10 protein-coding genes are annotated in these 16246 nt (G+C 44.3%); 6 read left to right on the top strand and 4 right to left on the bottom strand.

Going from position 1 to position 16246, the window contains the following annotated elements; all coding sequences use genetic code 11:
* Nucleotides 1–8 precede the first annotated feature (8 nt).
* Nucleotides 9–1550 carry a SusD/RagB family nutrient-binding outer membrane lipoprotein gene (locus DDR33_RS01010; protein WP_109413895.1) on the top strand — a complete coding sequence of 514 codons (1542 nt, stop codon included), beginning with the start codon at nucleotides 9–11 and terminating at the stop codon, nucleotides 1548–1550.
* A 60-nt stretch (nucleotides 1551–1610) separates the two neighbouring features.
* On the opposite strand, the gene DDR33_RS01005 is transcribed toward DDR33_RS01010, so the two are convergent.
* Entirely contained in the window at nucleotides 1611–2471 is an 861-nt protein-coding gene (locus DDR33_RS01005) for an SPFH domain-containing protein (RefSeq protein ID WP_109413894.1), read from the bottom strand.
* A gap of 453 nt (nucleotides 2472–2924) precedes the next feature.
* Between DDR33_RS01005 and DDR33_RS01000 the strand changes: the two genes are divergently transcribed.
* Nucleotides 2925–5942, top strand: coding sequence for a glycoside hydrolase family 2 TIM barrel-domain containing protein (locus DDR33_RS01000; protein WP_238387613.1), 3018 nt, complete (start codon nucleotides 2925–2927; stop codon nucleotides 5940–5942).
* Between the two features lie 55 nt (nucleotides 5943–5997).
* Here the strand turns inward: DDR33_RS01000 and DDR33_RS00995 are convergent, their stop codons facing one another.
* The 3 genes from DDR33_RS00995 to DDR33_RS00985 form a co-directional block, all read right to left on the bottom strand.
* Nucleotides 5998–6378 carry a DoxX family protein gene (locus tag DDR33_RS00995; protein ID WP_109413892.1) on the bottom strand — a complete coding sequence of 127 codons (381 nt, stop codon included), beginning with the start codon at nucleotides 6376–6378 and terminating at the stop codon, nucleotides 5998–6000.
* Nucleotides 6379–6593: 215 nt separating this feature from the next.
* Nucleotides 6594–7865 (bottom strand): carboxypeptidase-like regulatory domain-containing protein, encoded by a 1272-nt coding sequence (locus DDR33_RS00990; protein WP_109413891.1) that lies wholly within the window; start codon nucleotides 7863–7865, stop codon nucleotides 6594–6596.
* Nucleotides 7855–8433, bottom strand: coding sequence for an RNA polymerase sigma factor (locus tag DDR33_RS00985; RefSeq protein WP_109413890.1), 579 nt, complete (start codon nucleotides 8431–8433; stop codon nucleotides 7855–7857). Before DDR33_RS00985 ends, DDR33_RS00990 begins: the two co-directional genes overlap by 11 nt.
* A 78-nt stretch (nucleotides 8434–8511) precedes the next feature.
* On the opposite strand from DDR33_RS00985, the gene DDR33_RS00980 reads away from it, so the two are divergent.
* From DDR33_RS00980 to DDR33_RS00965, 4 genes are all read left to right on the top strand, one after another.
* Nucleotides 8512–10422, top strand: coding sequence for a vWA domain-containing protein (locus DDR33_RS00980; protein WP_109414171.1), 1911 nt, complete (start codon nucleotides 8512–8514; stop codon nucleotides 10420–10422).
* A 383-nt stretch (nucleotides 10423–10805) separates the two neighbouring features.
* On the top strand, nucleotides 10806–11396 hold the full coding sequence (locus DDR33_RS00975; RefSeq protein ID WP_109413889.1) for an RNA polymerase sigma-70 factor: 591 nt from the start codon (nucleotides 10806–10808) through the stop codon (nucleotides 11394–11396).
* 91 nt (nucleotides 11397–11487) lie between these two features.
* Nucleotides 11488–12624 (top strand): FecR family protein, encoded by a 1137-nt coding sequence (locus DDR33_RS00970; RefSeq protein ID WP_158280606.1) that lies wholly within the window; start codon nucleotides 11488–11490, stop codon nucleotides 12622–12624.
* Nucleotides 12625–12895: 271 nt separating this feature from the next.
* On the top strand, nucleotides 12896–16246 hold a 3351-nt coding region (locus DDR33_RS00965), incomplete at its 3' end, for a TonB-dependent receptor (protein ID WP_238387612.1).

The following is a 16246-nucleotide window of genomic DNA, read 5'->3' as shown; positions in this document are numbered from 1 at the left end:
AACTTATTATGATCAACAATTCATTTAGAAGATATATAGCAGCTGCATTAATCGCGGGGATTAGTTTTAGCAGCTGCACGAAAGATTTTAACGAAATCAATACGAATCCCGACAGACAAAATATTGCATCGTCGGAGTGGTTTGCCACGAATATGCTTACCACTATTACCTCAAAGAATATTGCTACCGGCACAGATTTCATCCAGCCGTTCACTCTATGCAAATACCTGGCATGGACGGAAAAGCAGAATAACCTTCAGTATAACTGGATAGACAGGACAAACTTTGATCGTTTCCTGGTACTGCGGGACATAGATCCAATGGTCAGTTTCGCCAAAACTCCCGAACTTCAGAACTCCTATAAGGCCCTTGGGCATTTCATCCGGGCATGGGTGTTCTTCCGGGCGACGATGCAGCTTGGAGACATTCCATATTCTGAAGCTATTAAGGGCGCCGATAAGATCATTAAACCGAAGTATGACAGTCAGAAAGACGTGTTCCTGGGCATTCTTAATGAGTTGGATGCAGCCGATGATCTTTTCTCGAAAGGGGCTGATTTCAGTGGTGACTTCATCTATAAAGGAAGTACGGATAAGTGGCGGAGACTGACCAACACATTCCAGCTCCATGTTCTGATGAACCTATATAAGAAAACATCAGACACCGATCTTAGAGTTGTTCAAAAGTTCAATCAGGTTATAACCAGGCCTCTGATGAGGGACTATAACGATAATTTTGCTGTTACTTATAATTCATCAGCTGGTTACTGTTATCCCTGGAGCAGCACTCCGGCGCAGATCAATGCGTTTACTATTTATCCGATGGTGTCGGCAACACTCATAGATTTGCTGAAAGCCAATCAGGACCGGCGCTTGTTTTATTATACAGAACCGGCGAGGGCGCTTGTCGCGGCAGGGAAGACTGCTTCAGATTATGATGCGTATGTGGGAGTCGAACCTTCTGATGTTTATTCCAATACTCTTAACGCCCATAACTCCGGCAATTTCTGTGATGTCAACAAGCGCTATGTAGAGATGTATAACGCAGAGCCGGTAGGCCTGCTGAATTACTGGGATCTCCAGTTTATCCTGGCTGAGGCTGCTGTAAGAGGATGGATCAGTGGTACTCCTGCCCAGACGTATTACTCAAACGGGATCAAAGGATCTATGCTGTTCCTCGCAAATTATGCTCCTGCGGGCTATGCTCACGGTATGGCTATAAGTTCAGCCTATGCCGATACTTATGCACAACAGGTTGCCCTGCACGGAAGCTCAGAAGATCAGATCCGGCAGATCATCAGTCAGAAATACATTGCGGGTTTCTTCCATAATGTAGATTATACAGCCTGGTTTGAGAATAGGCGTACCGGATATCCGACCTTTGTGCTAAATAGTGCCACTAACCAGAATACCCCCGCTGCAAAATTTCCTGTAAGATGGCTCTATCCGCAGAAGGAGCTGGAATTCAACTCCGACAACGTGCAGGCCGCCATTACAAGCCAGTATAATGGCAATGACGATACCAATCAGTTGATGTGGATCTTAAAATAAGACAAACAAATAAGGCTGCCTTTAAAAGCAGCCTTATTTGTTTAGTGATATAAAGGACCTTTACTTTATTCCCAACAAGACTCCCGAATTGCCCGCAACAGTGGTTGGATATTTTCCATCCCATTTACGGATCCTCTCCATCTCTACAAGAAGAGGAGTCAGAGACTGCTGCTTAAGCCGGTTTGCCTCGGCTTCTGCTTTTGCCTTAACCAGTAAAGCTGTAGCTTCCGCGTCGGCTTTTGCTTTTAATACCTGGCCTTCAGCTATTGCCTGCTTCGCTTCATTCTCTGCTTTCAGCCGGGCCTGTATTGACGCATTTTTTTCTTCAATCATCCTGGCCATTGACTCAGGCGGGTTTATCCCGGATGTCAGTTTGGGCTGGACGAAGCCATCTTTTCCAAGTGCATCAGCCAGTCTCTGTTCAACCTGCTTTTCAAATGCTTCCCTGTTCGACATCAGGCTGTCGGAAGCAAAACCGTTTGCCACCAGTCGGTACGCGTCGAAAACCTGGTTTCGTATAAATGTGTTTTGCAATTCAGGGAGAGGCTTCCTGTACTTTTTATAGATTGTAGGAACCAGGGATTCATTGATTGCAAAGTTTAATTTCGGGTCGATGGTAAAGATGGCGTTGTCCTTTGCGGTCACTGTAAATGCTTCATAGTCTACTGTTTGTTCGTAAGTTGGGAATTCGACAACCTTTGTTGTCCAGGTGTTATACCATACCCGGCCTGTGACGAGTGTGATGTTGTCTACACCTCTATCAGAGCCATACAGATTAATTTTAATCCCTACATTCCCTGCGTCGATGTTCTCGTAGGTAAAGGGCTGAACAATCAGAATGATCAGTAAGCCAATTGCTCCGGCTGCAATAGTTACCAGTTTCCTGACGTTAAAGGAGGTTCTTTCTTCTTCTGTGTACATTGTTTATTTTGATTTTATAAATTTTAGCGATACCAATAGTTGAAATATAGCTAACAGGATCAGACAAATCCCTATTGTGACATACAGGTCCGAAGGTTTACTTATCATTTCCACAGCAATAGAAACTAGTACAAGGAATACGGAAATTGTAATGACGGCTAAGGCATATTTCATCTCTCTAATTTAGTAATACTTTTCAATGTTCATAAATTGATCATTACTAAACTGCCTTGAATCATACAGGCTTGGAATGTTAAAAACTGGCTACTCAGGGGCAAGATATTGTTAGTTCCTTATTTACTCTGATGTTACTTTTAGCGTCATATGCGATCACAAAACTGGTTAACAGCTCTTAAGAAGATACTACCTGTTCTCTGTTTGTTTTTGGGCTTCATTTCAGCTTATGCTCAGAGCCCAGCCTGGCTGGACGAGACAAAAAGTGAGGAGAACCGTATGAAAATGCACAGCTCCTTTTTTAGTTTTGAAAATGAAGGAACAGCGTTAAAGAATGATTGGAAAAAGTCGTCCAATTACCAGAGTCTTAACGGGGTCTGGAAATTTTTCTGGGCTGAAGGCCCGTCTGGTCTGCCTGAACATTTTGAATCATTATCTTTCGATGACGGCTCCTGGAGAACTTTTAATGTCCCCGGAAACTGGGAGATGAACGGGTATGGATTTCCGATGTATACAACGTCTGGTTTCGAGTTTACCTACCTGATGCCTCAAAATAAGCCTGATCCTCCTGTAGTGCCTATGAATGTGAATAACACTGGTGTTTACAGGAGGGAAGTAGAGATTCCGGGCAGCTGGGAAAATAAAAAGATTGTGCTTCACATCGGTGCTGCCAAATCAAATCTTACAGTTTGGGTAAACGGCAAATACGTGGGTTATGGAGAAGACAGTAAGCTGCCTTCGGAATTTGATATATCTCCTTACTTAGTTAAAGGTAAAAACCTCATCGTCCTGCGTGTAATGCGGTGGTGTGATGCGAATTACATAGAGGATCAGGACATGTGGAGATTGAGCGGGATAACGCGTGACTGCTATCTCGTTGCGAGAAATCCGGTTCATTTATATGATGTGGAACTTACTCCTGAACTAGACACTGTGTACCGGGATGCGAGTCTGAAGACAAAGCTGACCTTAAATCAAAGGCCTTTGTCGCCTCTGGCGGCAGAGGTGATATTAAAATACCGGAACCGGGTTATCTCTTCTCAAAGCGCAAAGATCGATACTTCAATCAGCGTCTCCCTGGATATCCCGGTATCTGCTCCCCTGCTGTGGTCGGCAGAAACCCCCGATTTATACGATGTCGTGATCAGGCTGAGTAATGGAAAAGGAGAGCTGCTGGAAGTTATTCATCAACGGGTTGGTTTCCGGAAAATTGAAATTAAGAACGGCCTTTTTCTTGTAAATGGGAAGCCGGTGATCATCAAAGGTGTAAACCGGCACGAAACAGATCCTTTAACCGGACAGACAATTACCCGTGAAGCGATGCTGAGGGATATTCAGCTGATGAAAAAGTTCAACATCAATGCCGTCCGGACTAGCCATTATCCAAACAGCGAGATATGGCTTGATTTGTGCGATGAGTACGGACTTTATGTAGTGGGGGAAGCTAATATAGAATCACATGGAATGGGGTACGATATTACGCTTACCATGGCCAACAGGCCTTCATGGATGCAGGCACATCTTGCCAGGGTAGAGCGAATGATAGAACGCGATAAGAATCATGCTTCCATTGTTATCTGGAGTATGGGAAACGAAGCAGGAAATGGTTATAACTTTTATTCCTGTTACTTATGGATGAAACAGCGCGATCCGGGCCGTCCGGTACAATATGAGCGGGCTGTGGCTGATTATAAGAAGTTTACCTGGGAATGGGACTCTGATATCATTAATCCTATGTATCCGTCGCCCGCCGGGATGCTGGATTATGTAAAAAATACACCCCACCCGGTACGTCCTTTTATTATGTGTGAATATGCGCATGCCATGGGAAATTCTCTTGGGAACTTTACCGATTACTGGGATATTATCCGCAATAACCGGCAACATTTCCAGGGTGGTTTTATATGGGACTTTGTAGACCAGTGCTTTCAGCGGATAAATTCAAAAGGAGACACGGTGTACACTTATGGAGGGGATTATGAGCCGAAGGAAGCGATTACCGATTGGAACTATGCGGCAAAGGGGATTTTCTATGCAAACCGTACTCCATACCCGCATGCGTGGGAGATGAAGAAGGTGTATCAGGATATCCATTCCAGGCTAGTCGGAGCAAACACATTGGAAGTGTACAATGAAAAATTCTTTACTGATATGAGGAATGTAAAACTGGACTGGGAAATAATACTGAATGGGGTAAAATGGCAATCTGGTTCGCTAATGAATGTAAATGTTGGTCCTCAGGAGAAAGCTTTGTTTAAGCTTCCTTTAAAAAGATTCCCTGACGGAGAAGCATTTCTTAACCTTTCATACAAGTCGAAGACTGCTGCTCCCTTAGTTCCGGCGGGGCATGAAATTGCAGTTGAGCAGCTTGGTCTTGGAGGAAAATATAAGAACCAGGTCGTAATTAAAGGGGGGACGGGACTTACCTTCAAAGATGATAGTGGCCTTCTTACTATCAATTCGCGGAATATGAATATCGTTTTTGACCAAAAAACAGGCCTCCTTAGCGGGTATTCAGTTAACAACGAACAGTTCATGGCGTCGGGAAAAACACTAAAGCCGAACTTCTGGCGTGCACCGAATGATAATGACTATGGTGCAAATCTTCAAACCCAACTGAAGCCGTGGAAAGAAGCAACCGAAAGCCCGGTTCTTAAGGATTTTACTTATTCTACCGTAAATAATGTTGCTCTGATCCATGCGGAATATGATTTACCTGAGGTTTATGCGAGATTGATTTTGGAGTACAGGATCAATTCCAGTGGTGAATTATTGGTCAGCCAAAAATTGAGTATTCCTGATACCACTAAAAAAACAGAGATATTGCCCCGATATGGGATGCAATGGATATTGCCGGCTGGTTTTAACGATATTCTGTTTTACGGGCGGGGGCCGCACGAAAACTATCAGGACAGGAACTTCAGTGCGCACATAGGCATGTATAAACAGACTGTTGATGCCCAGTATTTTCCTTATGTAACCCCACAGGAAACAGGAAATAAAACGGACGTAAGATGGTATAAAATATTAAACAGCCGTGGTCGGGGATTAACGGTTACGTCCACTGTGCCGATGAGCATAAGCGCGCTTCATTACTTTGACAGTGATCTCGACGATGGCGATAAACGGCATCAGCGGCATGCTGCCGATCTTGTAAAGCGTCCTCAGACACAATGGAATATCGACTATAAACAGATGGGGGTAGGTGGTATAGACAGCTGGAGATCGCGTCCTCTGACAAAATATCAACTGCCCTATCAGGAATATGATTTTTCATTCCTGATCAGGCCGTTTTAGAATGTTGGTCACAGCTATAAATTTTCCGGTTTGTCCGGAAAATTTATAGCTGATCCTACTTGGTAAGCATTGGACTGTACTTGTGCCTGTTTTCAAAGATCACCCAAATGTTAATGATAAAGAAAACCAGGGCTATCGGGAGGCCGGAGGGTTCTGTGACAGTGTTGGTGAGCATAATGCCGATCATTACAGGAAAGATGACAAGCGCTCCAAGCGCACGGGTGCGGGGAAAAATAAAAAGAAGGCCGCCAAGAATTTCCACAAAGCCGACAAGAGGCATAAGCCAGCCTATTGCCATAAACGCCTGAAATGCTTTCGCCAGCTTTTCAGGCAGGTTATCCGGGGGCGGCATATAATTAAAAAACTTGTTTAGCCCCGCGTTGATAAACATCAGTCCGAAGATCAGACTTAAAACGAAGATGATTTTTTGTTTCATAACTTATTTGTTCATGGTTAGTAGTAATCAGCATGTCTTTTCAGTGCCAGGGCAGAGTTGTTCCGCCACCTGAAAAAAATTATTATAAATATAAAAGCAACTGATTGCTTTCGCAAATTTGAATAAACAGAACACCTGATCTCCGGATGATACAGAATGCAGGCAGGTTCAGAGCTCTGAAATCAAGGTGATGAAGCCCCGGCGCTGTTTAGGATCTAACGGAATCTGATTCTCAACCGTACCTTTTCGGATCCCTCTTCCGGTCCCCGCCATGCTGGCCCTTCTTTCACAATCCGGATAGCCTTCTCATTGAGCTCCCTGTCTGATCCTTTTATGATTGTGAAGTCACTCAGGTGACCGCCGGGAGATATGCTAAAAGACAGTACAACAATTTCCTTTTTTCCTTTGTCAGTTACGGCGGATGATCTCAGGTACCGGTTAAATTCCTGCCATCCTTCCACAGGCCGAACAGCCCGGTCTTCGTTCTCCATATTCGCGTCTTTATGACTATTGGCCCCGTAACCCACTACGACTACTTCATTCAATGCTAGTTCGGACGGGTTCATGGCAATAACAAGACTGTCAGCTTTATTAATTTTTACAGTTTTCTTTTCGAAGCCGATATAGCTCAGTTCAATGGTTTCGCCCTTCCGGGGAATTGTTATTGAAAAATGACCGTTTTCATCAGACGAAATACTGTTGTTTCCTCCTTTAACAATGATTGCAACACCCGGAAGTGCAGAATTATTGGTGGCATCTTTGACTGTTCCCGAAATCACTATCGAATCTCTTTGCTTATTGGACATTTTTGTGACCGAAACACCCGCAACACGGCCTTGCAGGGCTCCAACAGGGTTTGTTCCGCGTATTGTTATGGTGCTTGCAGAAGCTGTTAAGGCCTGTTTTGCCTGGGTGGGATAAGCGGTAATGACTACTTCACCAAGTGAGACGGAATCAGCTTTCTTATATTGAACAAATGTTATGGTATCTGATTGCCGGACTGATGCCTGCACGTTCGTATTTATATCTCTGTCGCGGATGAGAGGCTTTGGCGCTTTGCTTATAAGCTCACGTTTCTCATCCAATGGTTTAAGGGTATCAACCGGGCTGCCAACAGGTACTTTTTCGGGGTTCGTACGCGTAATGGGGCTTTTTTCAGGCAGTATAGCTATTTTCTCAGAAGGGGGTTCTTTAAAAAGAAATAAAGCTGTTAAACCGCACAGGATTAAAAATGAAGCAGCGATCCCCCACCGGAGTAACGGAACGATCCGGCCTTTTCCGGATTTGGTTCTCCTGCTGATCATGTCATCAATCTCAATCAGCGCTGCCTCGTGTTCTTTTTCATTGCCCGCAGCCATTCCCTCAATCAGATCCATCAAAAGAGGGTCATCCTGCGCCTGGCGTTCCAGTGCATACATGGCGCGGTCATCAAGCTCCCCGTTCAGGTACTTCCGGATTAAGGATATGTCATATTTGTTACTCTTCACGGCTCTTCTCCATACAAATTTTGAGATTCCTCTTCCCGTTCTGAATATAGCTTTTCACTTCGTTAAGGCTAAACCCGGTAAGTTCCACTATCTCTTTATAACATTTTTCGCTGAGGAAAAACAGGTCGATACTCTGTTTTTGCCTGTCGGGAAGTGCCTTTATGCACGCTTCCAATGCAGTAAGTGCCTTCTCTTTTTCTTCATGATCCTCCTCCTGATGTTGATTGACTGGAAATTCCACAAATTCATCAATCGAAACGTGCTGCATTTTTTTTCCGGAGCGTAATTGCATCAGGCAATAGTTTTTACTGAGCACATACAACCAGCTGGCAAACTGCCGGATCTCCTGTTTGCCAACTTTCTTAATCAGTTCTTCGAAAATCTGCATAACGGCATCCTTGCTTTTCTCCGTATCCTGGAAATAACGGTAGCAGACGTAATACACCATAGAAGAATGAGTACGGAATAGTTCTCCAAGCAAGTGAAGGTCACCCGTTTCGAGGTATTGCTTCAGGAGCTTTTGATCGTCAGCCTGATCCGTTTTTTTAGAATTACTAAACCAACTCATTAAGAGGCGAAAATTAATTTTTATTTATCGTTTATGGAAATTTCTGAAAGGATGCATCCCTCGCCAAAATTCAATAACATGAAAAAACTTTTTTCTCTCATCGTACTGTTTTCAGTCCTGGCGGGCTTCAAAGGCAGTGACGTGCGTACCATTAGTGGTATCGTACGGGATTCTAACGATAAAAGTCCTCTTCCGGGAGTGTCTGTGCAGGCAGAGGGTATGAAAGGACCGGTATCAACTGATACCGCGGGACGTTACACCATTAAAATATCGTCGGACAAGACGAAGCTGGTGTTCTCTTACCTGGGATATGAAGTGCTGAAAGTGCAACCTGGTAAAAGCAACCGGCTGGATGTGGACTTGAAGCGGTCAAACGCAACACTTAATGAAGTTGTTGTGGTGGGTTACGGAAGGCAGAAGAAAACAAGCCTTACTGCATCCGTTGTATCTGTTTCAGACCAATCCTTGCAAGGACGGGTAGCCGGCCTGGCAATAAGGGGTGTAAGTGCCAATACAAACATACGGAGGTACGATTATCATAACACGGAATCCTACGGAGAGATCTCGGAGAACGGTTTTCTTAACCCTAAAGATCAGCCGCTTTCAACTTTCGCTGTTGATGTAGACGGCGCATCCTACACCAATCTTCGCCGGTTTATCAATAACGGTCAGCTGCCTCCGAAAGATGCGGTCAGGATTGAAGAAATGATCAATTATTTCAAATATGACATAAAGGGACCGGAGAGTGACAGGCCTGTTGCCCTACATACCGAATTGTCGTCTGCTCCCTGGAACACTCAGCACCGCTTGCTTCGGGTGGGACTAAAGGCTAAAGAGGTGAGGACTGAGAAACTGCCTCCATCCAATCTCGTCTTCCTGGTGGATGTTTCCGGATCGATGTGGGCGGAGAATAAGCTCCCTCTGGTTAAGTCCTCTTTAAAAATGCTCGTCGATCAGTTGAGAGAAAATGATCATATTGCTATTGTTACTTATGCCGGCAACGTTAGTTTGAAATTGGAGAGTACTCCCGGAAATCAAAAGGCGAAAATAAAAGATGCCATCGATGATTTGACCTCGGGCGGATCAACTGCTGGTGGCGATGGTTTAAAGATGGCCTACCGTGTAGCCCGTGAGAATTTTAAGAAGGAGGGAAACAACAGGATCATTATGGCTACTGACGGCGATTTTAATGTAGGTGCTTCAAGTGACAAAGATATGGAAGACCTCATCGTCCGGGAGCGGGAAAGCGGAATTAATATATCAGTTCTGGGCTTTGGGATGGGGAATCTTAAAGATAGTAAAATGGAGACCATTGCTGACAAGGGACGGGGAAATTACGCTTATATCGATAACATTATGGAAGCAAGGAAATCTATGGTTTCTGAGTTTGGAGGAACGCTTTTCACGATTGCGAAAGATGTAAAGCTCCAGGTAGAGTTTAATCCTGCAAAGGTGCAGGCTTACCGGTTAATTGGATATGAGAATCGTTTAATGGCCAGGGAGGATTTTAATAATGATAAGAAAATAGGTGGAGATATGGGAGTAGGACATACCGTTACCGCTCTTTATGAGATCATTCCTATGGGGATAAAAGACGAGTTTACAGATAGTGTTGATCCTCTTAAATACCAGAAACCGAAAAAGGACGAACTGAAGTATTCATCGGAAATAGCGACTCTTAAGTTCAGATACAAAGATCCTCATTCAGACAAGAGCCGGATGGAACAGGTTATCCAGGAAGATAAGCTTCTGCCTATAGGGGAGGCAAGTATAGATTTCCGGTTTGCAAGTGCCGCCGCAGAATTCGGGATGCTGCTGCGTAATTCAGAATTTAAGCAACATTCCAGCTTTGAAAAGCTCATCGCCAGAGCGAAGGCTGCCAGGGGAAAAGATGAGGATGGTTACCGGGCTGAATTTATAAGATTGGCAGAAAGTGCGGCGTCTCTGTACAGAGACCAGGAACGGGACCTGGCTAAAGAATCCGATTGAAGTAATGAATTACAGGGCTCCTTTACCTTCACTTACCAATTATTCTTTTGCTGTTTATGTTTGCAGAATATGAAGCTTGTATTAAAGAGCAGGCCAGACTGTCGGAAGAAGAGCGGCACCCGATGTTGCCTGTAGCAAAAGAAGAAAACGCTCAAAAAAGGCAGATCTCACTATATTGGTGAGATCTGCCGTGCCGCGATTTTATCTCCATGAATACATGGGGTATTCCTGTAACCGAGGATTTTCTTAGGAGCCTTTGAAATTTTTTTTGCACTACTTTTAAAATAGAATAAATTTGACAAACTCAATTGCCAGATAATGCAGCTAGCCAATGCTAAAAGCTTTTAGAAGTTATTGTAGATCGTGTGTTTAATTTTCTTAGTATGGCTAATTACGCTGATTTAACGGAATCCTCATTACTGAATCTGATCAGGGAAGATGATCATGAGGCTTTTAGCCAGATCTATAAGTTGTATTGGAAAAGACTGCTGATGATTGCATGGAATCACAGCAAAGACGAAGCTGTAGCAAAGGATATTGTACACGAAGTCTTTTTGTCTCTATGGGAGCGGCGTGCCTGCCTTGAAATCAGGGATCTTGGCGCTTTTCTGGCTACTTCAATAAAGTTCGCAGTCTTTAAATATTATCAGCAGGAGTCGAGACGGGCAGAGCTCGCAAGACAGAATTACCAGGTATCTGATGTTTCAGATGATGAGGAGAAACTGGATGCATTGTTTCTACGTGAGTTCATTAATGGCATTGTAGAAGAGATGCCGGAGAGATGCCGGTTAGTTTTCAGATACAGCCGGAACGAGGGAATGAAGAATGCTGAGATCGCAGAGAAAATATCCATCACGGAGAAAGGGGTACAAGCCAATCTGACCCGGGCTTTAAAGATCATCAGGCACGAGTTGAAGAACGCTGGTTTACTTGGTATCTCTCTTTACCTCATTCTGAGAACTCTTTTTTTCTAACTCCTTACGAAAAAAAAATTGAAATCCATGTAGGGTAATGAACGCCTTATTGTACTCCTACATAAACGGACCTCTTTTTATTGTGACCATTATGAACCGGGAATTAATAAATACCCTGATAGATAAATACAGGAATGGCTCAGCCTCTGAGGCAGAAAAGCAGACACTTATGAGGTGGTATCGTCAGGCAGGAGAAGAAGAAAGTGTTTTTCCGGGGGATGAACATGAGGTAGAAAACCAAATGCTTAAACGCCTGCAATTGGATATTAAGGGTCGGGACCAGCAAATTAACTGGCGGCGATGGTATGTAGCGGCGAGTTTAGTAGCGGTTTTTTCTGCGGGTATTCTGTTATTTAAAAATCAGGCTTTCAAACATCCGGAACAGACAGCTGAACATGGTAAAATGATCATCCCCGGGGGAAATAAGGCGATCCTTACCCTCGCTAACGGAACTAGAATATCTCTAACCGATGCACAACAGGGAGACGTGGCAAATCAGAGTGGGATCAGGGTCACCAAAACTGGTGAGGGCGAGTTATTGTATGTGGTCGGTAACCGAAAACAAACTGTGGGAGAAGCAATAATAGAATATAATACTATTGAAACCCCCCGTGGAGGCCAGTATCAGCTTCGTTTACCCGATGGTACCGCTATATGGCTGAATTCAGTCTCATCTGTCAGGTTCCCTGTAAATTTTACCTCTCTGAAGGAACGCAGGATCGAATTAAAAGGGGAGGCGTACTTTGAAGTGGCTGCGGACAAAATGCGTCCTTTCAGGGTAATAGCTGGTACACAGAAAATAGAAGTACTTGGCACTGATTTCAATATCAGCGCGTTTCCTGATGAACCGGTTAGCAGAACGACTCTTTTGAGCGGAGCGGTGAAAGTTTTATCAGGGGGAAGCTCCGCCCTGCTTAAGCCCGGGCAACAAGCAGAAGCCAGAGGAGGAATAGAGATCAAAACTGTTGACCCTTCGGAGGTTGTTGCCTGGAAAAACGGTTATTTCAGATTTGACGATGAGCGTCTGGAAAGTATCATGCGCAAAATATCCAGATGGTATAACGTCGACGTCTCCTTTGCTGATGAGAGCCTTAAGAATGAGCAGTTTGCAACAGCTGCCAGGCGTTCTACGGGCATTTCAGAACTTCTGAGGTCTATGGAGCAAACCGGAAATGTGAAATTTGATATAAAAGGCTCCTTTATAACGGTAAGGCACAAGAATAAATAATTTGGAAACCGCCGTGATCATAACTAATCCAATTGCTAATAACTATCCAATTAAACAAATGACTATAAATGAAAACTCAAGCTGAGACAGACCAGCAGCAGTTCAGTTAAGTAATCAGGAACACGGCCATGTTCCTGATTGTAGGCTGTTTACTGTGCTAAATGATTATTGTATACGATTCAGAACTAAAAAACAACCCAAACAAATGTATAAAATTTTTACCGTAAACATTTGTACGCCTTTCGGCTACGTAAAGAAATTCCTTCTTATAATGAAGCTCATCTTTTTTATGACTTTGCTTGCTTTCATGCAGGTAAGCGGCGCTGTTGTTGCTCAGAAGATCACATTCAGAGCCAGGGAAGCATCTCTGAAGGAGGTGTTTAATGAGATAAACAGGCAGACAGAATACAATGTATTCTGGTCTCCGAAGCTGCTCAGAAATGGTATCAGAGTTACTGCCAACTTTAAGGATGCCTCGCTTGAGGAAGTACTCCAAAAGGCGCTGAAAGATCTTCCGCTGTCATATACAGTGGAAGGTAAAAATGTGATCATAAGGGAAGCTGTAAACTCCGGCGAATCTTTCCCAAAACAGGATATCCCGATTAAAGGAACTGTGAAGGATGAAAAGGGAGACGCCCTCCCCGGCGTAAGTATTAAAGTAAAAGGTACTGTGACCGGAAAAGTAACCGACACAAACGGCAAGTTTATTCTTTCTGTCCCCGGACCGGAATCTGTTCTCGAAATCAGCTTCGTTGGCTTTATTTCCCAGCAAATACCGGTGGGAAATAAAACTACATTCGAGATTATACTGAAAGAACAGATCAGTACTCTTGAAGAGGTGGCTGTTGTGGCTTTCGGTACACAAAAGAAATCGAGTATGGTCAGTTCGATAGAGACCATTAATCCTAAAGAGTTAAAAGTTCCTTCCAGTAACCTCACTACGTCCCTCGCGGGGCGGCTTTCAGGGGTAATCGCTTACCAGAGAAGCGGAGAGCCGGGTCGTGATAATGCCGATTTTTTTATCCGGGGGGTAACCACTTTTGGGTATAAGCAGGATCCGCTGATTCTGATCGATGGGATTGAAACTACCACTACAGAACTGGCCCGTTTGCAACCTGACGATATCGCCGCCTTTTCCATCCTCAAAGATGCTACAGCTACAGCTCTTTACGGAGCCAGAGGAGCAAATGGTGTTATTCAGGTGACAACTAAACAAGGGACTGTCGGAGAGGCACAGGTGTCGGTACGGCTTGAAAGCTCATTTTCTTCAAATACGAAAAATATAGAGTTTGCTGACCCGGTCACCTTCATGAATCTGGCAAATGAAGCAACCATTACAAGGAACCCTCTTGCTCCGCTTGCTTATCCAAGAGAGAAAATAGCGAATACTGTTCCGGGAGCGGATCCTCTGCTGTATCCGGCAAATGACTGGCGAAAGCTGCTGATAAAGGATGTAACCAATAATCAGCGTCTTAACTTTAACATAGCCGGCGGCGGACAGGTTGCCCGTTACTATATAGCAGGAACAGCTAACCAGGATAAGGGAAACCTCAATGTTGATAAAGTGAATAACTTCAATAACAACATTGACCTGAAATCCTACCAGTTGAGGAGCAATATCAATATCAATCTTTCCAAAACTACCGAAGCTATTGTACGGGTGTCGGGAAGCTTTGATGATTATCGTGGTCCTATAGACGGAGGAGAGGAGATGTACAAGAAAATTGTCCGCTCTAACCCGGTGGCTTTTCCTGCTTTCTATCCGGCCGGACTGATGCCGGGGACGAAACATATCCTGTTTGGTAATGCTACCCGGGCTAATGGCACAGGGGCGAACTACATCAATCCCTATGCAGATATGGTACGTGGATATAAAGACTACAGCAAGTCGCTCATGTATGCGCAGTTCGAAATGAAACAGGATTTGAAATTCTTGTTACCTGGTCTCAATATCCGTGGTATGTTCAACACCTCAAGATATTCATATTTTGATGTCCGGAGATTTTATAATCCTTATTATTATACAATGGGTTACTATGACCCGGGCAGTAAGGTTTATACCTTGTCGCTGCTGAACGAGAAGGATAATCCAACCGAGTATCTGAACTACGATGAAGGAGGAAAAGACATCAATACTACCACTTACCTCGAATCATCGGTCCTGTATTCCAATCAGTTCAGCAAGGTTCATGATGTAAGCGGAATGGTCGTGTATCAGCGGAGGGAGCAGCTTTACGCGAACCAGGGTTCTTTGCAGAAATCTTTGCCCTATCGCAATCAGGGATTGTCAGGCCGTTTTACCTACGGTTACGACAGCAGGTATCTCTTTGAGTTTAACTTCGGATATAACGGATCAGAGCGGTTTTATAAGTCGGAGCGGTACGGTTTTTTCCCCGCTGTAGGAGCTGGTTGGGTGGTTTCTAACGAGAAGTTCTGGGAAGGTATGCGCAACGTCGTCTCAAACCTGAAATTACGTGCGACATATGGGCTTGTGGGGAACGATGCAATCGGGGATGAAAACGACAGGTTCTTCTATCTCTCAGATGTCAATATGAACGACGGAAGCAAGGGATACTCCTTTGGTGAGAATTATGCTCAGAGCAGTAATGGGGTAGGGATCTACCGGTACGATAATAAGGATATTTCCTGGGAAACAGCCACCAAGACGAATATCGGTCTCGAGCTTGGCCTGTTCAGGGATATAAACTTTCAGGCTGATTTCTTTACTGAAAGAAGGAAGAACATTCTCATGGACAGGAACATTCCTGCCGATGCAGGTCTTGCTGCCACTGTCAGGGCTAATGTTGGCGAAGCTAAAGCATATGGAGTGGATATGTCCCTCGACTATAATAAAAGCTTGTCAAAGAATATGTGGGTCCAGGCGAGGGGTAATTTTACCTATGCTCACAGTGAGTTTCTGAAATATGAGGAGCCTGCGTATAACGAAAAGTATAAATCACATGTTGGTCAGTCGTTAAAGCAGATCTACGGACTTATCGCAGAACGGATGTTTGTGGATGAATACGAAGTAAGCAATTCACCTAAACAGAACTATGGAGAATACAAAGCAGGAGATATTAAATACCGGGACGTAAATAATGACGGCCAGATCACTGATTTGGATAAAGTACCCATTGGTTATCCGACGGTACCAGAGATCGTTTATGGTTTCGGGTTCTCTTATGGCTACAAGAATTTTGATTTCTCTGCCTTTTTCCAGGGGTCTGCACGTTCCTCTTTCTGGCTCGATGCCAGTAATACCTCCCCTTTTCAGAATGATGTGGCGCTGCTGAAGGCTTATGCCGACAGCCACTGGTCAGAAGAGAACCGGGATATTTATGCTATCTGGCCCCGTCTGAGTACTGCATACAGTGGCAACAACTTTTATAACTATAGTACCTGGTTCATGAGGAACGGCGCTTTCCTGCGGATGAAAACCATAGAGTTGGGATATAAGCTACCATCAGGATTAATGAACCGTTTCCGCATGTCATCGGCCCGGATATATGTCACGGGGAACAATCTGTTCCTCCTGAGCGGCTTTAAGCTATGGGACATCGAAATGGGAGGAAACGGTTTGGGATACCCCATCCAGAAGGTCATTAACATGGGGGTACAGGTT

Source organism: Pararcticibacter amylolyticus (assembly GCF_003130405.1).
GTDB classification, from domain to species: Bacteria; Bacteroidota; Bacteroidia; order Sphingobacteriales; family Sphingobacteriaceae; genus Arcticibacter; species Arcticibacter amylolyticus.
Note: the sequence above shows the minus strand (reverse complement) of the source record. Positions and strands in the feature narration are given on the sequence as shown.